Origin of the sequence: Fibrobacter sp. UWR3 (assembly GCF_900143055.1) — a bacterium.
In the GTDB taxonomy this organism is placed as follows: Bacteria; Fibrobacterota; Fibrobacteria; order Fibrobacterales; family Fibrobacteraceae; genus Fibrobacter.
Genome location: NZ_FRCW01000001.1, coordinates 171246 through 189803 on the forward strand (window position 1 = coordinate 171246; position 18558 = coordinate 189803).

28 protein-coding genes are annotated in these 18558 nt (G+C 53.2%); 5 read left to right on the forward strand and 23 right to left on the reverse strand.

Annotation, left to right across the window (positions count from 1 at the left end; all coding sequences use genetic code 11):
- Window positions 1-25: 25 nt before the first annotated feature.
- From BUA44_RS00850 to BUA44_RS15505, 16 genes are all read right to left on the reverse strand, one after another.
- The gene (locus tag BUA44_RS00850; RefSeq protein ID WP_072807679.1) at window positions 26-685 is read right to left on the reverse strand and encodes a hypothetical protein; all 660 of its coding nucleotides are present in this window, start codon (window positions 683-685) and stop codon (window positions 26-28) included.
- A gap of 596 nt (window positions 686-1281) precedes the next feature.
- Complete coding sequence (locus BUA44_RS00860; protein ID WP_178348716.1) at window positions 1282-2061, reverse strand: DUF3850 domain-containing protein; 780 nt, start codon at window positions 2059-2061, stop codon at window positions 1282-1284.
- 17 nt (window positions 2062-2078) lie between these two features.
- On the reverse strand, window positions 2079-2456 hold the full coding sequence (locus BUA44_RS00865) for an ASCH domain-containing protein (protein ID WP_072807682.1): 378 nt from the start codon (window positions 2454-2456) through the stop codon (window positions 2079-2081).
- An 11-nt stretch (window positions 2457-2467) separates the two neighbouring features.
- Window positions 2468-3001, reverse strand: a complete 534-nt coding sequence (locus tag BUA44_RS00870; protein WP_072807683.1) for a peptidoglycan recognition protein family protein — start codon at window positions 2999-3001, stop codon at window positions 2468-2470.
- Window positions 3002-3122: 121 nt separating this feature from the next.
- The gene (locus BUA44_RS00875) at window positions 3123-3632 is read right to left on the reverse strand and encodes a DUF1353 domain-containing protein (RefSeq protein WP_143151804.1); all 510 of its coding nucleotides are present in this window, start codon (window positions 3630-3632) and stop codon (window positions 3123-3125) included.
- On the reverse strand, window positions 3616-3762 hold the full coding sequence (locus tag BUA44_RS15490) for a hypothetical protein (RefSeq protein WP_178348717.1): 147 nt from the start codon (window positions 3760-3762) through the stop codon (window positions 3616-3618). The genes BUA44_RS00875 and BUA44_RS15490 overlap by 17 nt, the downstream gene beginning before the upstream one ends.
- Before the next feature lie 192 nt (window positions 3763-3954).
- Window positions 3955-4098: a hypothetical protein gene (locus BUA44_RS15495; RefSeq protein WP_173371879.1), complete on the reverse strand. Its 144-nt coding sequence runs from the start codon at window positions 4096-4098 to the stop codon at window positions 3955-3957.
- Entirely contained in the window at window positions 4098-4283 is a 186-nt protein-coding gene (locus BUA44_RS00880) for a hypothetical protein (protein ID WP_072807685.1), read from the reverse strand. The genes BUA44_RS15495 and BUA44_RS00880 overlap by 1 nt, the downstream gene beginning before the upstream one ends.
- Window positions 4273-4926, reverse strand: a complete 654-nt coding sequence (locus tag BUA44_RS00885) for a DUF3164 family protein (protein ID WP_072807686.1) — start codon at window positions 4924-4926, stop codon at window positions 4273-4275. Before BUA44_RS00885 ends, BUA44_RS00880 begins: the two co-directional genes overlap by 11 nt.
- A gap of 4 nt (window positions 4927-4930) precedes the next feature.
- The gene (locus BUA44_RS00890) at window positions 4931-5398 is read right to left on the reverse strand and encodes a regulatory protein GemA (RefSeq protein WP_072807687.1); all 468 of its coding nucleotides are present in this window, start codon (window positions 5396-5398) and stop codon (window positions 4931-4933) included.
- Window positions 5399-5404: 6 nt separating this feature from the next.
- Complete coding sequence (locus tag BUA44_RS00895; RefSeq protein ID WP_083579409.1) at window positions 5405-6301, reverse strand: AAA family ATPase; 897 nt, start codon at window positions 6299-6301, stop codon at window positions 5405-5407.
- A 108-nt stretch (window positions 6302-6409) separates the two neighbouring features.
- Entirely contained in the window at window positions 6410-6592 is a 183-nt protein-coding gene (locus tag BUA44_RS00900; protein WP_072807688.1) for a hypothetical protein, read from the reverse strand.
- Window positions 6592-8541: a Mu transposase C-terminal domain-containing protein gene (locus BUA44_RS00905; protein ID WP_072807689.1), complete on the reverse strand. Its 1950-nt coding sequence runs from the start codon at window positions 8539-8541 to the stop codon at window positions 6592-6594. The genes BUA44_RS00900 and BUA44_RS00905 overlap by 1 nt, the downstream gene beginning before the upstream one ends.
- Window positions 8541-8708, reverse strand: a complete 168-nt coding sequence (locus BUA44_RS15500) for a hypothetical protein (RefSeq protein WP_158213106.1) — start codon at window positions 8706-8708, stop codon at window positions 8541-8543. Before BUA44_RS15500 ends, BUA44_RS00905 begins: the two co-directional genes overlap by 1 nt.
- A 45-nt stretch (window positions 8709-8753) precedes the next feature.
- Window positions 8754-9557, reverse strand: coding sequence for a BRO-N domain-containing protein (locus BUA44_RS00910; RefSeq protein WP_072807690.1), 804 nt, complete (start codon window positions 9555-9557; stop codon window positions 8754-8756).
- Window positions 9557-9739 (reverse strand): hypothetical protein, encoded by a 183-nt coding sequence (locus BUA44_RS15505; RefSeq protein WP_072807691.1) that lies wholly within the window; start codon window positions 9737-9739, stop codon window positions 9557-9559. The genes BUA44_RS00910 and BUA44_RS15505 overlap by 1 nt, the downstream gene beginning before the upstream one ends.
- 125 nt (window positions 9740-9864) lie before the next feature.
- On the opposite strand from BUA44_RS15505, the gene BUA44_RS00920 reads away from it, so the two are divergent.
- The 4 genes from BUA44_RS00920 to BUA44_RS00935 all read left to right on the forward strand — a co-directional run bounded on the left by BUA44_RS00920 (window position 9865) and on the right by BUA44_RS00935 (window position 12237).
- The gene (locus BUA44_RS00920) at window positions 9865-10350 is read left to right on the forward strand and encodes a helix-turn-helix transcriptional regulator (protein ID WP_072807692.1); all 486 of its coding nucleotides are present in this window, start codon (window positions 9865-9867) and stop codon (window positions 10348-10350) included.
- 122 nt (window positions 10351-10472) lie between these two features.
- The gene (locus tag BUA44_RS00925; RefSeq protein ID WP_072807693.1) at window positions 10473-10817 is read left to right on the forward strand and encodes a hypothetical protein; all 345 of its coding nucleotides are present in this window, start codon (window positions 10473-10475) and stop codon (window positions 10815-10817) included.
- Window positions 10818-10877: 60 nt separating this feature from the next.
- Window positions 10878-11717, forward strand: coding sequence for a hypothetical protein (locus tag BUA44_RS00930; protein ID WP_072807694.1), 840 nt, complete (start codon window positions 10878-10880; stop codon window positions 11715-11717).
- 211 nt (window positions 11718-11928) lie between these two features.
- Window positions 11929-12237, forward strand: a complete 309-nt coding sequence (locus BUA44_RS00935) for a Mor transcription activator family protein (protein WP_139258813.1) — start codon at window positions 11929-11931, stop codon at window positions 12235-12237.
- Between the two features lie 8 nt (window positions 12238-12245).
- Here BUA44_RS00935 and BUA44_RS00940 read toward each other — a convergent pair whose 3' ends face one another.
- Window positions 12246-12500 carry a DUF3310 domain-containing protein gene (locus tag BUA44_RS00940; RefSeq protein ID WP_072807696.1) on the reverse strand — a complete coding sequence of 85 codons (255 nt, stop codon included), beginning with the start codon at window positions 12498-12500 and terminating at the stop codon, window positions 12246-12248.
- Entirely contained in the window at window positions 12497-13027 is a 531-nt protein-coding gene (locus BUA44_RS00945) for a phage virion morphogenesis family protein (protein WP_072807697.1), read from the reverse strand. Before BUA44_RS00945 ends, BUA44_RS00940 begins: the two co-directional genes overlap by 4 nt.
- Window positions 13028-13077: 50 nt before the next feature.
- On the opposite strand from BUA44_RS00945, the gene BUA44_RS00950 reads away from it, so the two are divergent.
- Window positions 13078-13305 (forward strand): DUF7675 family protein, encoded by a 228-nt coding sequence (locus BUA44_RS00950; RefSeq protein WP_072807698.1) that lies wholly within the window; start codon window positions 13078-13080, stop codon window positions 13303-13305.
- 14 nt (window positions 13306-13319) lie between these two features.
- Here the strand turns inward: BUA44_RS00950 and BUA44_RS00955 are convergent, their stop codons facing one another.
- The 5 genes from BUA44_RS00955 to BUA44_RS00975 all read right to left on the reverse strand — a co-directional run bounded on the left by BUA44_RS00955 (window position 13320) and on the right by BUA44_RS00975 (window position 18462).
- Window positions 13320-14789: a phage head morphogenesis protein gene (locus BUA44_RS00955; RefSeq protein ID WP_072807699.1), complete on the reverse strand. Its 1470-nt coding sequence runs from the start codon at window positions 14787-14789 to the stop codon at window positions 13320-13322.
- On the reverse strand, window positions 14782-16287 hold the full coding sequence (locus tag BUA44_RS00960; protein ID WP_072807700.1) for a DUF935 domain-containing protein: 1506 nt from the start codon (window positions 16285-16287) through the stop codon (window positions 14782-14784). Before BUA44_RS00960 ends, BUA44_RS00955 begins: the two co-directional genes overlap by 8 nt.
- A 131-nt stretch (window positions 16288-16418) precedes the next feature.
- Window positions 16419-17825, reverse strand: a complete 1407-nt coding sequence (locus BUA44_RS00965) for a terminase large subunit domain-containing protein (RefSeq protein WP_072807701.1) — start codon at window positions 17823-17825, stop codon at window positions 16419-16421.
- Window positions 17825-18232: a terminase gpP N-terminus-related DNA-binding protein gene (locus BUA44_RS00970; protein WP_072807702.1), complete on the reverse strand. Its 408-nt coding sequence runs from the start codon at window positions 18230-18232 to the stop codon at window positions 17825-17827. The genes BUA44_RS00965 and BUA44_RS00970 overlap by 1 nt, the downstream gene beginning before the upstream one ends.
- Window positions 18229-18462 carry a hypothetical protein gene (locus tag BUA44_RS00975; RefSeq protein WP_072807703.1) on the reverse strand — a complete coding sequence of 78 codons (234 nt, stop codon included), beginning with the start codon at window positions 18460-18462 and terminating at the stop codon, window positions 18229-18231. The genes BUA44_RS00970 and BUA44_RS00975 overlap by 4 nt, the downstream gene beginning before the upstream one ends.
- Window positions 18463-18558: the final 96 nt, after the last annotated feature.

An 18558-nucleotide genomic window follows, 5' to 3' on the forward strand; every position in this document is an offset into this window, starting at 1 on the left:
CAGGATCCTTGTATAGTTTTCTTTTTTAGTTCCCGCCGGTTTCACTCCAGCTCCAACTAGAGGCATTCTTCAGTCCGTTGAAGTTGACGCTGCTTGTCACCTTTTCGTTGTCCCATTTCTGCCAGAGGTGAATGACCTTGCCTTCCTTTGTCGAGATGACATATTCCCTTGCCGTGCTGCTCTTGTCGGATGTCTCGTACAGTTCGATATTGGTGATGGTGATGGGAATGCTCTTGCTTGTTTCCGTTGTTTCGACATTGGATGCGGCGTAGCCGGTGCCGCCGATTGCAGTCTTTGTGATTTTGGGTTCTTCCCAGTCGAAGGTCAACTCAACTTTTTTCCTGTCCTTGACGCCGATGAATGCGAGAACGTCGGAATCTACCCGAATCATGAGCGTTTCCCATTCCTGTGGAGCCTTCTTTACGTACTTTGCTGCGCTTGCCTTGTCCATCTTCTTGTAGATGAGCCCGCAGTCGCCCTTGCTCTTGCTGAATTCCTCAATGGCGTTCCGGAACTTGACTGCCGTTTCTTCGATTTGCTTGTATTCTGCATCGGCCGCCTGTGCGCTCTTCTGTGCTTCGTCTGCAACCGCGCGCTGTTGCGAATCCCACTGGGCTTGCTGCATCGCGTAGCTGGGCTGCTTTCTCATTGTCTGAGCCATTATTTCGGCGTCTTCGTCGGTCATACTGGGGTCGCTATGCCAAAGCGGAAGTAATGAGAAAAGAAATGAATCAGTGAATGTGGCTGGAGCCCTTGATTTTATTGGGTTTTCTTTTCTCATTTAACCCGAAAAATGAGTGTTTTTTGATTTTGCCGTTTTTTCACTATTTTCGCGGTTTCTTCATTTTGCGGAAAAAGATGTTTCACTTTTCGTGAGACATTTTTTTTGTGAATTGGCGTTTTTAAGCCGTTAAAGGCGTTTTGAATTTTTATTGAAAATTGGGGTGCGGACATTTGGTGCGGACATGTTTTTGTGGTTTGTCGCTTTTTGTGAGACAAAAAAAGAGGCAGGATTTTAGATCCTGCCTTAAATTTTTGCGGGTGGTGGGAATTACTTTTGTTGAATGGATATGCGTTTTAAGAGCCACTCTTCAAACTTGTCTAAGTCGAAATTTTGGTCGTCGTAGCAGATATCTTCTTCGTATTCATCGTAGAGAGGACATTTTAGGCAATCACCATATTTATAGCCATGGTAATTACAGATATTTAGTGCTATTGTATGGATGCAATCTCTTTGTTTTTCTCTTTGATTTTCGGGCATATTACCTCCAATATACAAATCTAGCCTTCGGTTTTTTCACCTTTTTTCTTCTGGAATATGGCGGCGAATTCTTCGATGGTTGGCACTTGGAGCGTTCCTTTGCCGTAGGGGTTCGGGGAGCGCATCTGCGGGCATCCCGTGCCGAGTTTCCTGCTGGTGGCGTATTTCTTGACCATTTCGTGGACTTCGAAAACGTTGAAGTTATAATCGAAGCGGTCGAAGCCGTAGAACTGGAGGACGGTGCCGATGTGCGGATCGTGGAAAACGAGCTTTTCTTTCTGCTTGGCGAGTTCAGCCGTTTTCTTGAGCAGCATGGGGAGCAGGAGTTCGAGCTGGTTGTCGGTTTCAGCCTGTTCAGGGGTCTTCTGTGAGCCCTGGAAGTCCTTCCAGTTCCTGAGCGCGGCATGCCAGTCAGAGAGCGGGAGCCCGGATTTCATCTTCCAGCCGGTCATCGAATAGTAGTTGTAGAAGCGCCTTGCGCAGTCTGCGGACTTGCCGAGCTTCGCGGCGTACTCTACGGCTTCGTCTTCGCTTGCAGGACGGTTGCCCACGTTTGTGCGGGTGTTCTTCCCGGAGCGCTTGACGGACACGACGCAGTAGTCATCCTTGATTCCCACGGCATCTTCTGCATGCATGATAAAGGTGATACGCACGGTCAGACTCCGGCCTGTTTCATTGCCGCCTTCGGTTTCGAAGAGCACCAGACGGTCGCCGACGCAGTAGAGCCTGTCAACCTTGTGGATGACGAAGGTCAAGTCGCCGTTCATGAGCGATTCAAAGTTCCTTTTTCTGATTTTCAAGACGTATTCCATAGCGTTTACCTCACGAATTGCCAGCTTTGCGGGGCCCTTTTGATGTGCAAATCTTCGGGATAGAGCCAATCGGGACCGTATTCATCGACGCCGCAAATCTCCCAACCGTAGAGCTTACCCCTGCCTTTTGCCTTGTATTTCTCGATTTCATCGAGAGAAACGCACGAATTTTCGACAATTTTGGGCGTTATTTCGGTGATTTCGTGGCAAAAATTCACGTATATGACGCCTGTGATACTTTTAAGGTCGGTGTCGTAGAGGTAAACCTTCAAACCGTCGCCGTCCAATGCTTTCGGGGCGGTCTTGCGAAGTTCCAGCGTCTTTTCGCCGCTGTAGATCAGTTCCGCCCACTTGTGGTGGATGCTCATCAGGATTTCTTTCATCTTTTACTCCTTTACAGCAGGGCATTCACCTTGGCGGCGATTTCGAACATGCGTTCTTCCAGGTACTTGCCCGGGCAAGCCTTGTTCTTGAACCACTTGTGCAGCGTCATGTTCTGGATGAGTTCGCCGTCGCTGTCCTCTTGGCCGACCAGGGCCTTTTCGTTGTGCCAGCGGAGCTTGGTGATGCCGTTACGCTTGCAGATGTCAGCGACCAGGTAGATGAGGCTTGAGAATGCCGCATCGGTCACACGGTAAGGTGCTTTTTCATCGCTCGACACTTCGATGGTGACTGCACGGTGGTCATTGACGGCGTTACTGCTACACCAGCTGCGGTCGGATTCCTCGACATAGAGCGCGATGTGGCCCTGATCATCGATGCCGTAATTGGCAGAGGCCTTACGGGCCTTGGCTGCGAACAGCTTGCCGAGCGCCCGCACGTTGATGTGACCTGCGGTGCAGTGGATGGTGATGGTGTCGATCTTGTGGTTTCGGGGTGTAGTCCTGTTCGGGCTTATCTCGGTGTGGGATACTAGCGGACTGTTCATTTTGACTCCTATAGTGATGAGGCTACCATGTAGAGTACGGTTATAGTGAGTGCGACAAAGGCGACGCAGTAGGCCGCCTTTGCCGTGGTCTGGATGACCTTGAGTATGCCTTTTCGGGTAATCATCTGAATGCGTTTGCCGTGATGGCCCTGCCGTTGAATCGCTTAAGCATGAAGCCCTTGTTGTCGAGCCACTGCATCTTCACGAGGGTCTTGTTGTGGTTGTAGATGTCGCCCTGGTCTTCGTCGAGCGTGTTGTAGTGGGAACCGGCAAAGAACTTGACCGCGTAATAGACGGCGTTGCGCTTGACGGTGCCCATGCCTGCGTGTTCCAGCATTTCGCGTAGGAGCCGGTCGGCAAGTTTCTTCGAGAGGAAACCGTGGTAGTTGACATCGTGGATGAGCCATGCGAGCGCAAGAAGGATGTCGCCTATTTTAGGAATGAACGGGTTCACGACGGAAGGGCCGCTCCTGAAGTCGGTCATGTAGCCCGCCATGATTTCATACACCAGGGTTCCCGGAATGCAGTCGCACTGGATTTCGATGCGGAGCTTGTTCACGATTTCGTAGAGTTCCTGGTTCTTCAGGCTCCTTTTCCAGGTGGGGACTTGCGGCCTATACGCGATGTTCACGGTCAACTCCTTGGGGGTGGGTGGTGTCGCAGGCCTTGCAGACCCACTTGCGGTCTTCGAGCTTGCAGTATTTCTTGTGACCGCACCAGCTGCAGGTCACGTATTCGTTGTATATTCGGGTGTCTTTCATTTGGCCTCTGTTGTAAAAGGGGTTGCCTGCGGATGCTTCGCGGTTGCACCCGCAGGCGTCGTTTGCTGCTTATTGGTCAGCTTTGCCGAGTTTAGGGACGGTGCGGGGGCTCGAACCCCGCCGCCGAAGGCTTCACAACTCCTCCGACGTGGCCAACCGCAACCGCCCGGGGACTACCGCCACGACAATGGCTTAAAACGTGACGGTAATCGAGAGTACCGCAGCGGACACCCAGTAGATGACCTTGCGGATATCTCCATCGACGACACCGTAGGCGACTGCCGCGGCAAGGTCGAGGAGAATGAGGATGAACGGGAAGATCTGAGCCTTCGTCACTAGCCCTTCTCCCACTTTTCGGCAAGGTCTTCCACCGCCTTGTGCGGGGTGGAACCCACGCCACGGAGGAGCGGCTTGCCGTGGTTCTGCCTGAGCACGACCGCGTAGCCGAACTGGAAGTCGGCTTCGAGTTCGAGCTGGTCGCGGAAAAGGTCGAGTGTCCTGTAGGTTTCGCTATTCGGCATCTTTCTTTTCCTTCTTGGCTGTTGCTACGATGTCGTTGAAGTTGAGCACGATGGTTTCCCACACTTCGCCGGAGTCCTTCTTCACCTTGCGCTTGAAGTTGATAGACTGCTTGGAGGACTTGACGATGATCGACTCTTTCAGCATGCGCATGGCCTTCTTCCATTCGGAATCCTCGATTTCGAGGTGCAAAAGCTTCATGAGCATGGCGGTGTTCACGCGGCCCTGCTTATCGACATTGAACGCCTGCGTGATGACCTTTCCCAGGTTCTCGTCGATACCGTCAAGACGGTCGTGGAGCCACTTGTCCACGATGGTCTTCACCATATGGAGTTTTTCGTCGAAGCCGATGTGGTCGTCGATTCGGCGCTCGATGACAAGCGACTTGTCGAAATTCTGGAGGAGGATGTTTCCCTTCCAGTTCTCGCGGACACGGTTTTCCTTTGCGATTTCGTCGAGATACTTGTCGATGCTCCCGACGATTTCGACCTTGGTTTCCGCTATCTTTTCGGCGAGCTTCACGACCTTCTTGAAGGTTGCTTCCACCAGCTTGTCGCGCTTCTTGTCGATAGCGGGAATGTACTGTTCGGGCACGGGGCGGCCACGGTCGTCGAGCCAGTTCCCGTCTTTGTCTTTCTTTGCCATAGGGTTACCTCTGGTTAGTGTTCTTGTTTCGGTTAAATTCTTCGGGGCTCTGCGCCCCCATGGCGTGTATCGCCTTGATGAGCACCTTCGCGTCGTCCTTGCAGATCCAGGTGACCACTTCCACGCCGGTGAGCCGCTTGCAGAAGGCGTTCAGGGCCTTGCGGCGGTCTTCGGAAGTCTCTGCGCGGCTGACTTGCGCCCACATCGCCTCGATTGCCCGGAGCTGTGCGGGGCTTGCCTTGTGCTTGGCCCTGCCGGAGAGCTCGTTGAACTTCTGGGCCTTGCCGTGGACCTGTTCGCGCAGGCTCTTGATGAGCGAGCCGCGCTGCTGTGTCGAGAGCTGCTTGGAGCTTTCGACCTGGTAGCGGTCGCGCAGCATGTCGCGGTAAGCTTCGTCGTTCATCCCGAGCAGGCGCACAAGGCCGTGGATTTGCCTGTACTGTTCGGCCCTCTTGTCGGCTGGAGTAGTCATCTTGCCCTACCTTGCCACTACGAGCATCTGGGATGCGCTTTCGAGGATTTCGTTGTCGAGCGTGTCGCGGTCGTTGTTGCGCATGAGTTCCTTGCTCCACATTACAAGGTGCGAGAGCAGGCGGAAGTTGCGGCGGCAGATCTGGGCGGCGCGTTCGATGCAGTTGCCTTCGTACTTTGGAAACCGGCTCTCGATGAACGCCTTCACGTCGGCATTGTCCAGGAGCTTTGCACGGCACGGTGCGCTGATGCGGCTGTTCAGCTGGGCGTAGTGGTTCTTGTCGCCCTGCACGTTCTTTTCGAGCCTGGGCATGCCGCAAAGGGCGATTCCCACGCCCGCCTTGTCGTGGACGCGGCGGATGAGTTCGAGCGCACGGTAGGGCAGGTGCTCGGCCTCGTCGATGATGACCAGACGGCCCGAGTCGTTCAGCTTGTTCACGACGCGCACGAGCTTTTCGTGCAGGCTACCGCGTTCGTCGAGACCGAGTTCTGCGCAGAGCTCGTCGAAGAGAGCCTTGGCGGTGTAGCCGTGGTCTGCCTCGATAAGGATGACGCTCGGGTGGGCCTTCGCGAATGCCTTCAGAGCGGTGGTCTTGCCGCAGCCCGCGTCACCCGTGAGCATGCCGCAAATCTGGTGGCTGAGCACGAGAGAGCAAAACTTGTGGATGGTCTTGAAGCACTTGGTCTGCACGATGCCTTCGCTCTGCTTGATGGTGTCGCGCTGCGCCTCGATTTCCAGGAAGTCCTTCACCTTCTCGCAGATGGCGTCGATGTCGCCCGTGTAGGTGCCCTTGATGAAGTAGCTGAGCGTTGCGGGGCTTATGCCCATGGCGTTCGCCACCTTGGTCTGCGATGCCCCGGTGCGGGACATGTAGTCCTTGAGTTGCTTGATGATTGCGTCCATATTCTATCCTTTATGGTTGCTGGGTTAAAAGGGTTGCCTCCGGGGGCGGTTTCAGGGAGATCTTGTGTTGTGTTGCGGCAAAGTGAGCCTGCCCCCATCGGCTAAGTTCTAGAGGAGTCCCGCCTTTACCAGGCGTTCCTTGATGCGGTACCAGGTGCGTATCTCGTGCCGGTCCACATCGTCCGGGAACCGTCCGGCGCGTCTGATGATCATCAGCGCCTTGTCCACGTTGTTTTCGGCAACGGGGCCTGCGACCGCACGGTAGATTTTCAAGAGCTGTTCGGAGTCCATTACATCGCCTCGCCTGTCAAGAGTTCATCCCATAGGTCGGTACTCGGCTTTTCTTCCACTTCGCCATCGACGATGTTGTAGAAGTCGGCGTTGCCCACCTTCTTTTCTGCCTTGAGCTGTTCGGAGTCGCGGTCGTGGCGCGTGAGGTGCGTGGGGCCTTGCGGCACGAAGATGTCCTGCGGGCCCACGGCGGTGCGCATCGCGCTGATATACTCTTCGGCCTGTTCCTTCGTCATGTCGGGGCAGATTTCCTTGAGCATCTTTTCTTCGTGGCGCTTGCGGGCGACCCCTTCGGCAATCAGTTGCTTGCCCACTGCATCGTCGTCCTTGACCATGGCGCCCACGGCGCTCTGCAGGGTGCATTCGCCGATGAGCTTCTTGTTCTGGTCGTAGCACCAGGCGGTGCGCATGTCGTCGGGGTCGTAGCGGAAGGTGACCTCGCGGCCCTTCCATACCGGCATCCATTCGGCCCAGTACCAGGAATCGAGCTGTGCCAGGTGGAAACCCATGTGCATGATGCGGCCCTTCACCGTGCGACTTACGAGCATGGAGAGAGTCTCGCGGCTCACCCTGCGCATCGGTTCGCGCTTCACGATTTCTGCGTTCCAAAGCTCGCGGCGGGTCATGCCGTTGTGGTGCTTTCCCTGGCAAGGGAGTCCGGGGAACACGTTCTGCATGTAGTCCTGCGCCATGTCGTAGAACTCTTCCCAGGTGGCGAAGTCGCCACGCTTGAGCACGCCCTTCAGGGGCTCCGGCTTCTCGACCACGGTGCCGCCCTTGAAGCTGTTGAACAGCCTGTCAAAGCCGTTTTTAATGATCAAGAAGTTGCGTTCAATGATTTTTGCGCGGGCGTTGCGGACTATGGCGAAGTGCATCTTGATGCCGAGGCGGCTTGCCATGGATTCGGCATACTGCTCGTCTTCCACAATCTGGTGACCACGGCTTTGGCCGGAGAAGTCGCGGTTACGGTATTCTCGACCGTTGTCCACGTAGATTTCTTCCGGAAGACCGTAGCGTTCGATGCCGTTGCGCATGGCACGCAGGGTGTTCTCGGTGCCCGGGGCATCGTGGTGCAGACACCAGCCCATGGGCATGTAAGTCTTGAAGTCCATGAAGAGCGTGATGTAGCAGGTGGCGGGCTTTTCTTGCCCCTGCACCTTGACGAACACGTCCCACGTGCGGGTATCGCCCACCCATACCTGCCCCGCCTTGAGGTCGGAGTAGTCACGGTCGAGGTGGTAGCCCTTGTTATCGTAGAACTTCTTCTTGCCTTCGCGGGCAAAGTAGATGACATCGGGGGCGAACTCGCTCTTGAGCCTGCGCACGAATGCCGACTTGCTCGGGAAATCGTCTTCGCCCTTGCATTCGCCGCGTTCCTTCGCCTTGCCGAACGCAATCATCCAGCTGGAAAACGCGCTCAGCTTGTTTGCGGTAAGGTAGGCGGTCTTGAAGTCGTCGAACATCGTGTCGGTCACGGTGGAGCGCATGGTCTCGCGGTGGTTGATGAGCGAAATCTTGCCGCCGTCCTCGACCGAGGCGCGCTGGCGGTAGATGCTCTTGATGCTCGTCTTCATTTCGGGGTGGGCCTTGTTCCACTCGTCCACGAAACGCCCGAGTTCCTTTGTGCCCGTGATGCCTTCGCACTTGAGCAAAATGAGAGTCCACTTGTCGAAGTTCTTCTTTGCGCGGTCGGTGGCGCGGTCATAGCTTCTGATGACCGTCTCCACGTCCTCTGCGCGGGTGGCGACTTCGGGGGCTTCGGGCAGGGTCTCCTGGACATAGCGGTTCGAGGCCTCGGCGGGAAGGCTGCGGACATCGATTTCGAGAACCTTGCGCCCGTCCTTTTCGCTCCAGCGGTAGTTCCACATGGAGACGCTACGGCGAACCTGCCTGTCGGATATCCCGAGAAGCTCCGCTGCCTTCGTTGAACTAATCCAGATCGGTTTCATTAGCGGCTAGCCCTTCCGATGTAGAATGCACGGACGCGCTTGGTGCGCATGCATTCGCCGCAGAAGTGGTCCTGGTTCACGGTGATGCGTGCTTCCTTGCCGCAGATGTCGCAGTTTCGGTTGAGCGATACGGGAACGATGGTGTGAAGAGGGATGCTCGTAGTCATTGTGGATCTCCTTGTGAGTGGAAGTTTAAGGGCGTGCTTGGTCGGCTATTCCAGCTGGTCGAGTGCGCGGGTGATGAGGAACTTCACGAACTCCTTGTTGTTGGGGAACGTGTGGCCCTCGTTGTAGAGCTTGAGCTTCGCGGCGTTGATTTTTTCGGTCAAGGGCTTCGGGAAGGTCATCGACGGCATCATGTTGGGGAACAGTTCGCACTGCACGGACTCTTCGGCAGGGGCGACCGTCGTGGCGTCGGTGGCCGCCGCGTAGTCGATTTTGCGGCGCACGGCGTACTTGCCCGTCTTGCGGATGGTCGGGAGCACGTCTTCGACGACCCACTTCTCGAACTTGCGGGCGTCGGGCATGCGGCTACGCATGATGAGACGGTAGAGGTCGGGTTCGTTGATGGCGATCATAGCACGGCCTTGTCCGTTGGCGTCCTTGACCGTGATCTTCTTGCAGAGTTCGGTTTCGCCTTCCACCATGTCCTTCGAGTCGGTCACCTTGTCGCAGTGGGCGGCGATTGCCGCCTTGGTGTTCTTGTAGCCGAGAACCTTGCACACGTCGTCGGCGACGAACCACACTTCCTTGTTCTCGTCCTGCACCATACGGATATCGGCTCCGTTGAAGATACGGTAGCGCAGCTTGAGCGCGGTCGCGGTGGTCGGGTCGAGCTCTTCTGCCTTGGGCGGTTCTTCCTTGACGGCGGGCAGGGTCTCGCCACGGACTTCACGGTCGAAGTCGGTATCACCTTCGCCCTGGATTTCGGGTTCTTTTTCGGGGAGCTGGTCTAACGATTCGTTAGAGCAGGTCTCGGCATTTTCGGGTTCCTCGTCGAAAATTTTCTTGATCATTATGCTACTCCTTTGGTGGTGAGCCCCAGGTCCTTGAGGATGGGAGCGAGTTGTTTGTTGGTGCGGTAGCCCGTGGCTACATCCCTTATATACTGGGCACTGTAGGGCTTTCCGACGATTTCGGAGACCTTGGCGGCTGCCTTGCCCCATGCGATTTTAGTCACGGTGAAGTCGTTGGCCATTTGGCAAGTATCCTTGTTTTTAGTAGATTGTTTTGTGGTGGTATTATTACCACTACATCAACAAATGTATATAAACATTTGTTGATTGTCAAGAGGTTTTATAAACATTTGTTGATTTTTTTTCTATGTACTCTACTTTTCTCCGTCAAAAAATTGAAGAATCGGGTAAAACCCAGAAGGAAGTCGCTGCTCACGCAGGAATAACCACGGCAGCCCTTGCCAATTACCTAAACGGCTCCCGTAGCCCGCAACTTGACGTGGCTAAAAAGTTGTGCGATGCTTGCGGGTATGACCTAATTTTTCTAAAAAAGGGTTCAATAAGCGTAGATGAAGCAACAATCGTTGATTCTAACAAGAAATCAACAAATGTTGATGTAGACGTAAACGGAGCCATCGAGCTGTCGAACACGCCCGCAAGCCGCCTCGCCCAGCTCGTGGGGGTAAGCCCCGCCACGTTCACCGCCTGGGAGAACGGCACCGCCACGCCCACCGTCGAGGAACTCTCCCGCCTCTTCAACCAGGTCGTCGCCCTCGCCCTGAGCTCCCGCCACGCCGCCACCACCCAAGCCACCGCCGAACCCGAAACACCCCCCGCCCAAGCCACCGCGTAATCGGGAACATTATCGAGTTGATTCCGCGTTTTGGCAGAATGATATAATTTATGGTTTGGGCGGGGCCGAAAGCTGCCGCTCCAGCCAATAATGTCAATTGGCTTTAAAAAAAGGAAACGCATATGAAAAAGCGTGTCTGGTTCTCGGCAAACGATGTATTCTACATCTCTGCCGTAAGCAACTCCCCGGCTTTTGCCTATCCTGATGGAACTCCGGTCATTCCAAACGGAATCGCTGTAGTTTACTATCAGTCGGAAAAGTCCAAGTACAAACTGTCTGAAGACCAGTGTTGGTTCGTTAGTTATGGTCCCGGTGCTTGCGCCGACACCGCAATGCGAATGGCGATTGGTCAGCTTACAGCTCTGTACGGTGGATTGACGCCGCAAATTGCAGATGTTCAGGATCAAACGACGGAGCTTCGCCGTCTTCTGGATGCCTGCAATAAAATTTGCAGCCAGGGAACCTAAATAACCGATGGAGTCCGCCCTGCACCTGCGGGGCGGCACCTTCTTTTTCAAGGAATTATTATGCCCACCACGACCGTCATCGACACCATCCACCACGTCATCTACGACACCGTGCATACATCCGTATTTGATACTGTTCATACAGTCTCCTTCGATACGGTCAAGGTTGTACTGGATTCTTCTTTCACTCCGCAAGTTCTCCGTGATTCGCAAGCGTTCTACAGCTGGGCGTTCATGGCCATAGTCGCCATCATCGGTTTGGGCTCAGGAATACTTGCGTTCGTGTTGAATAAATTGTGGGACAAGAAAGTCGATATAGCGGTTGATAAGCTCAAACAGGATTTTGCACAAATTGCAGAGAAAAAGGCTAAAGACGCTTCCAGCATTGCCGCCAACGAAGCCGCGAGTCTTGCTGCTGAAAAATCGAAGACAGAATTTGAAAAGCTGATTGGCAAGCAAAAAGAGGATTTGAAATCTTTGAAAGATGAAAGCTCGCGTTTGTGGATGCAACAGGTGATTGATGATTTTTTGCTTATAAGAATTGAAAAAGATGCAGTGACTGCGGCTACGAAAATGATTCGACTTATGGATAAAATCATGATGAAACCTGATGAAGCGACAGCCAAGTTTGTTAAAAATTTGTTCTTGCCGGAATTGAAAAAAACGGTGTATTCTATACAGTTCGCCGAAGGGTATGACTCGCTAGCCATTATGGTCATTGACGGACTGAACAACATAAAGTCTTCTATAGCCTTTAGTAATCTTGAGAAGAAATTCACTATTGACATTTGCAAAAGCATAGATGAAGTTGTATTCGAAATGAATAAAAGATTTGATGAGTTTAGGAAAATCAAGAGAGGAGAATCCACTTCAAAACCAGGGCGATTCCAAGTACCATAAACGGATAGATGAAGGCGATTGCATCGCATACAACTAGCGGCCAATTACATTTTCTGTAGAAGTTCTTGACATCATTCAATGTTATACGAACTGGATGTCGTGCGTCATCCTTGCTGCTTGACATCAATACCGTCTCGACTATTCCAGGAACATTGATCATTTTTCATTTCCTTTTTTATGTTGTTGTTTTTTTCGCGCATTTTGATTATATTTGGGATACAGAATGAGCTTCTGGGATTCCCTGACAATCGACGACCTTCCGAATGACGACCTGAAGTGGGTGGCAAACACCCTCGGGCTCGACATTGCCAAACGTATCTGGAAGAAGTTCGCGGGCAACCATGTAGCCTGCCCAGCCAGGATGAACCCAACAGCAGTGCGCCGCTATATGCGCGACAACTTCGACAAGCCAGTTCACCAGCTTGCGTTTGAAACCGGAGTCAGCGAGCGCACGATCTACAGGTACATGAACGTGGTTGAAAAGAAGCCTGAAAACAAAGGGCAGCTGAGCCTGTTCTAGCATACACTTTATTCCTTCATCCATTCGCCGGTTCTTGCGTGGTGCAGATAGTTTTCGGCCTTGCGGATATCGTCTTTCCAGTCGTTGTCGGGCTTGAGTCCTGCGCGGCATTGATACTTGACGGCGGTGCCGATGTCGTAGGCGGCTTCACGCGGGAGTTCTTCGCGCTTCACGATGGCGTGGATAATCTTGATTGTCTCCACGGGCATTTCGTTGTAGTAGGCGCGTTTGGGCTTGTTTGTTTTGGGTGCGGGTTTTGTCATTTGAGACCTCCTTTCTTTTTCATTTCATCGACGATTCTGTTTGCCAGGATATCCTTGATCTTGGTTTCGTCCTCTTCCTGGAGAAGCATGTAGGGGCGGGCGGGGATGTTTGCGCCCGGGTGGTGGGCGCTCTTGCGGTAGAATACCGTGCCGCCCACTGTGAAACGGAGCGCCCTGCGGTTCTTGGCCTTGATGTCGTGCGCGGGGATTGAGCCGCCGAACTGGTGGATATGGGCATATTTTTGGGGACCGGTCATTACGGTGACGGCGTTGCCGTCGCCGTCAAGCTCGTAGTGGATTCCCTTCATGAGCGCCCCGGTGCCAACCAAAGTCTTTCCCTTGGGCTTTTTCGAGCTGGGCCACCGGACGGGTCGGCCACCTTCGCGAAAGTTTTGCTTGACGCTCTTTGTCACAAGGTTGCCGATAGCCGCCATGGCGGGCTTCAAGTCGCTTGCCGTCCGCTTCGCAATATCGATAATTTCGTTGAATTTATCGATTTTTACGTCTGCGTTGATAAAATCTGCCATGGGGTTGCAATTCCTTGGGTAAAATGGTATATTAGAGAGCGAGGTTAATCATGATCACGGTTGACAAAGAAACAAGAAAGATTGAGTTCTATAAGAACAACGAAAGTGATAAAATATGGCGTGTTCGCTACATTGGTTGCACTGGTCTTCAAGCAGTTTCCTTTGACAAGAAAAAAATCTTGTTTCTTTTTGGTGACTATCCCAAGAATTTTACCAAGGAGGAAAAAGCCTTGTTTGACAAGGAAAATCCTTATTGGAAAAATTTGCTGGGTGGCTAAAAGAAACATCGCTTTTACATTCCTTTCGTGTTGAAGAATCCTATTAACTCCCTAAATTTTGGGGAGTCTTTTAATTTTTCAATATCTATCAAATAGTCGAACCATTCTGTTTTGCTGATGTTCGTTCCAAATCGTTCTTTTAAAACAGACTGATCTAGTATAAGGAATCCGTCAGCTTTCTTTTTGCCTTGCAACTCTAAAAATTCGAATGTATTGTTCTTTTTGCGAATAATTGCAGCATGTTCGCCGCTTCTGAAGTAGTATTCTTTTCCCGACTCAACATGCTTTAACAAAGTTTCAGCGTTCTCGAAACCATTGTTGCCTGTGGCCGCAAAACCACCAGATTTAGTAAAACTTTTGATAACAGAGTCATCTCCAAAAAAGGTGCGGCTCCGCCTTCCTCTGTAATCTTTGACATCGAATCCAAACTTGTTAGCAATATAAGCTAAAGCCTGAGAAGAACAGGCTCCAGGCGTTGGGTCTTTTTTCCCTAGCTTGTTGATTATCTGTTCTTCCGTTAGCGGTTTTCTTAATTTTTTTGCTTCAATAAACTTTATGCCTTTTTCCCTGGCACTTTGAATTATCTGCTTGAATTCCTTGTTTCGCTCAATTCGTTCAGCTCGTCTTTCTCGTACAGCTTCGGCACGGCTCAGCGGTTTCGCCTTTACCGTCTTAATCTTGCTAAGGTCTAATTCAGGTTCTGTAGTCGTATTCTGCTTTTCGGTTTTTGCGTCAGCTTCGCTTGCGGCCTTCCTTGCTTCCGGATAATTTCTGAACAGCTTTTCTTCTTTCTCTTGCGTGAATTCCTTGAGCCGCTGGTTTTCGGCATCGGCGTCGCCGATACTGTAATCCCAGTTCTCGCCGATGTTCCTGGTGTCGTTTGCGGCGGTCGGTGCCCTGGTCACCTTCTCGTCGCCACGGTCCATTTCGTATTTGCTGATGAACTCCTTTTCGCAAAGACAGCCAAAGCCGTTGGGCGGGCTGTGCTTTTCCCACCAGGGGTCATTTACAGGGAGCACGGTGCCGTTCCAGGCCTTGTGTTCCTCGCGGCTACCGGGGAGCATCATGCACACGTACTTGGCGTGGGTAAACACGTCGGGCATGGCCCTTGCCTGTCGCTCCTGGGCTGCCGCCGATGCGGTGAGCATGTTCGTCTGGTAAATGACCTTGGAACGCCACGCACCGTATTTCGGCTTTTCCATCTTCGCGTCAAAGCTGGGGTCTGCCGCCCGCCACTTGCTTGCAATCTTGTAGAAGTTGTCGCGGAAGTCTTGCAGGGAGTCTCCCTTTTCGATGGCCCTGTCAACCGCGTTTCGGAAATCGAGCAGGATGTCGGCACGCATTGCGCCGGCAACGGTGAACGCCCGGGTGTGCATTGCACCCTTGAGGCTGTTCCAGCGTTTTGTAGGAATGTTGATTTTCTTCTTGAAGTAATCGACGGCTTCCCTGTAGGCGCCCTGCTTGAATCCGAGTTCCTTAGCCATTGACGATTCCCGCCTTTTTCAGGATGGAGAAACGGCCTGCAAGGTCTGCGGCAAGGAACGCCTGTTCCATTTCGTCGGCGATTTTGTCCATGGGCATTTCGCCGTAGCAACCGCCCAGTTTGTCGCGGACTTCTTCGAGGCTCTTTGCGTTTTCCACCAGTTCCCTGATGGGTGCCAGGATATCGACCTTTTCGCATTCGTCTTCTAGGTGTTCGGTGAATGCGTTCACCTGGTTTCGGAGTTCGTGGGCGGTCTTTCTGACCTTGCCCTTCTTTTCGGGGCCTTCGGCAAACATGCCGCCTTGCTGAACTTCGGTCATCTCGAAATACTTCTCGTCGATTCCGTAGATGTCGCTGATGTACTGGGCATTGAACTTGACTCCCAGCTGCGAGAGCTTTGCGTCGCGTTCAAGGCGTGCCTGCTGCATGTCTTCCGGGAGAATGATGTTCATCCACGGTATGACCTTTTCGCCAGGCCAGTTGATTTCGTATATCCAGCGGATGAGCTGATTGAAGCTGGATTCAATCATAGCGGCATCGTCAAGTGCCAAGTCCAGGCGCACGTCGTTATGCACGGTAGCCATGGCCTGGGTGCCGCCCGAGTTCGTCTGTTCGGTGGTTAGGGTCTCGCCAAGCCACGCCTTGCTGATTTCGGAATCCGCCCAAGCCACGATTTCGCTGTGGGGGTTGGTGCCGCTCATCTTGGTTTCCAGGAGTTCCACGGAACCTGTCTGCGGGATGACCGCCACGGCGTCGCGCACAAGCCCCGAAAGCATCCTGAGGAAGGTGTTCTGTTCCTTGTCGGTCGCTCCCGGAGGAATCTTCCCGACGGCCTTGGGCTTGCCGTATTTTTCGACGAATATCATCCAGAACTTGAGACCGCCCTTCTTGAAGGCCATGGGCCAGAAGCAACGGGCATAGACAGGCTCGCCATAGGGATTGGTGGCCGTGGGGCGGTTGCGGGTCACAATGAACTTGCGGTCGGGTACGGGAACCTTCGCGTTAAACTTGTTCTGGAATAGCAGCCTGCCTTCGTCATCGAAGCGGAACCATTCCTGCGGGCGGTCCTTGATGGCGACAGGCAGAATGAGCGTTCCGTAGGCCGTGGATACAGAATCCCACACGATTTCGTGGACGGCGAAACCGAAGCCGATGGCCTGGAGCATCTGCGAAATGGTGTTGCGCAGTTCCAGGTTCCAGAAGTATTCTTCAAGCATCTTCGCTTTCTTGGGGTCGCCCTTGCTACCGTCGATGGTCCAGGTGCGACTGGTGATGGAAGCGAAACGCTTGCTCTTGACGGCATCGAGGTGCCCGTCCACGAAGTTTCGGTAGACCTTGATGTTTCCACCCTGCGCCTTGAGGATAGGGTCGGGGTTGGGCAGGTAATCTTCGCCCGTGACAAAAGTCGCTGCCGCCCGGGTGGCCACTTCAGTCGCCAGGCGGAGTTTTTCACCGCCGTTCTGGGTGTTTTCGGTCTGTTTTTTCCTTTTTTTGCTCATGCAGTCCTCGGTGTATTTCTAATCTCGTTGAATGGCCGTTCAAATTCGTTGAATTTTGATTTTCTAAAATCGGATGACCGTTTACTAGTCCAAAACAAAAACGGGCTAAAAAGGGCCTTTCTGTGCGATTGTCAGAAACCGTTAAAATTCATGCTTTCCCCTTTGAACGGATTTGCGGTCTGGATGAATACCGGACCCGCGTCACTTGCGTTTTTCGCATGGTATGCCAAAGCCGCTCCCCAGAAGAAGTCGCCGTGGCCCTGCTCGGTGCTTGCGGCATCGTAGCGCACGTTCCCGGCACTTGTGACAATTTTACGGACGGCGTGGATGCTTTCGGCCTGTTCGTCCTCGATTTTGGTGTCGATGCCCGGGAACTTCGGGCATTTCTCGATGATAATCTTCTGGTCTTCAAACGCCTGCAAAAGATTGATGGCAAGGTCGGCCTTTACCGTGTTGGAGAAAAGGACGCCCTCGACCTTGACCGTGCCGAACTTGTCCTGGGCCCGTTCGGTGAACTGGTCGCCGCATCCGGTGCGGTCGATACAGCCGCGGACAAGGTTCGGGAGTTTCAGGAACTTGTAGAGTTTCTGTTCAAGGTAACTCCATTTCTTGTTCTGATAGGCTTCTACTGCGCGGCAAATTAGGCGGTCGCCAATGTCTTCGAACACGTAGATGACGTAAAGGTGACGGTGGCGGGCCACGTCGCAACCCAGGTAGAGCGGGCCTTTGGCCTTTTCGAGCCCGAGCACTCCCAGGCGCTCGCAGCTGTGAATCAGGTCATAGCTGATCATGGCCTTGGATTCGTCCTGCGGGTTGCAGCAGTATTCCTCTTGCCATATTGCTTCGGTAAGGCAGCCTTTGTGTTCCTGCTCCAGCCATTCTTCGCGTTCTTTCCTGGAGAGTTTGCGACCGCAGATGCGGTCGGCAACGCCTTCCTCTACTGCGAGCTGGATTGGCACGGTGTGCACGCTGTAGTCAAGTTCACCTTTTTTGCATTTCTCGATGAGCTTGTAGAACAGACTGTTTACGCCGTTGTGGGTTGACAAGATGCGTATGGGATAGCCCCACATGGCGGCAGGCTTCGCGGCTGCCCACATCTTCTGGTCGTTTTCGTGGTGGGCGGCTTCGTCCCACACGATTTTACCGCCCTTGGAGCGAAACGCCTTGGGGTTGCTGGAGAGCACGTAGATTTTCGAACCGTTGTTGAACTCGATAATCTTGCTCTTGATTCCCTTGTCCTCGTCGGCAAATTCGCAGTCCTCGATGTCTTCGGAGTTGATTTCGGCGAGGGCCTTGGCGATGGCGTTGAGCTTCTGAATCCACGATTCGCAATAGTCGATGTATTCAGCTGCTGCGGTCATGTCCGCTGAGCTGAAAAAGACCTTGAGCCCGGGCTGCTCGATACAGTCCTGCACGTCTTCGAAGCTTTGGACCCACGTGCCGCCGATACGGCGGGACTTCTCGAAAATCTTGACTTTCGACTTGTCGGCTAGCCACCGTTTCTGATAAGGAAAAAAGAATTCTTGAAGAGCAGCCATTATACACCCAGGTGTTTCTTGATTTCTTCAAGCGCCTTCTTGGCACGTTCTTCCGGGGAAAGCTCGGACTTGTTTTTCTTGGGTGCCACGGCCTCGTACTTGCGGGCGTGTTCGGCGGTGTCTATGATTCGCTGGAGTACGGTGTATCGTTCTGCGGCAACCTTTACGCCGTCCAGTTCGTCTTGCTTGATTTTACGGGCAATGACTTCACCCAGCTCGAACAGCTGCGCGTGAAAGTTCTTTTCGCTGCCGCTGATTTCGGCACGTGCTTCGTCCCAGTGTTCTTCAGATTTCCAGTTCTGAAGGGTGCGCGTGGAGATGTTGAGCCGGCGGCTAATGTCAGCTAGGCTCATCTGGTGAATGGTGTAAAATTCTTTCGCCTTGGGCTTGAGTTCGGACTTGCTCACGGTTGCCTCCCTGTCGTGTGCGATTCCATGCAACAGGCCCGTATCGCGTCAAGCGCCCTTTTCTGGTCGTCGCTGTACTGTTTCAGGACCGCTTCCCAGCGCACCTGGTCATTGGCGGCGTTCTTTTCCCACTTGGCGTTTTCGTTCGTGTAGAAGATGACAAGCATCAGCGCGAAAATGACGCCGATGCCGAACTGTTTCAATGCTTCTTTCCAGAAAGTTTTATCCATGGTATATACCTCCTCGCAAAGTTACCCAATAGGCTCTGACATAGGGCATGACAATGTCATGTCCTCGTTCGCTATCAATCGGGTAAATTTGGTGCC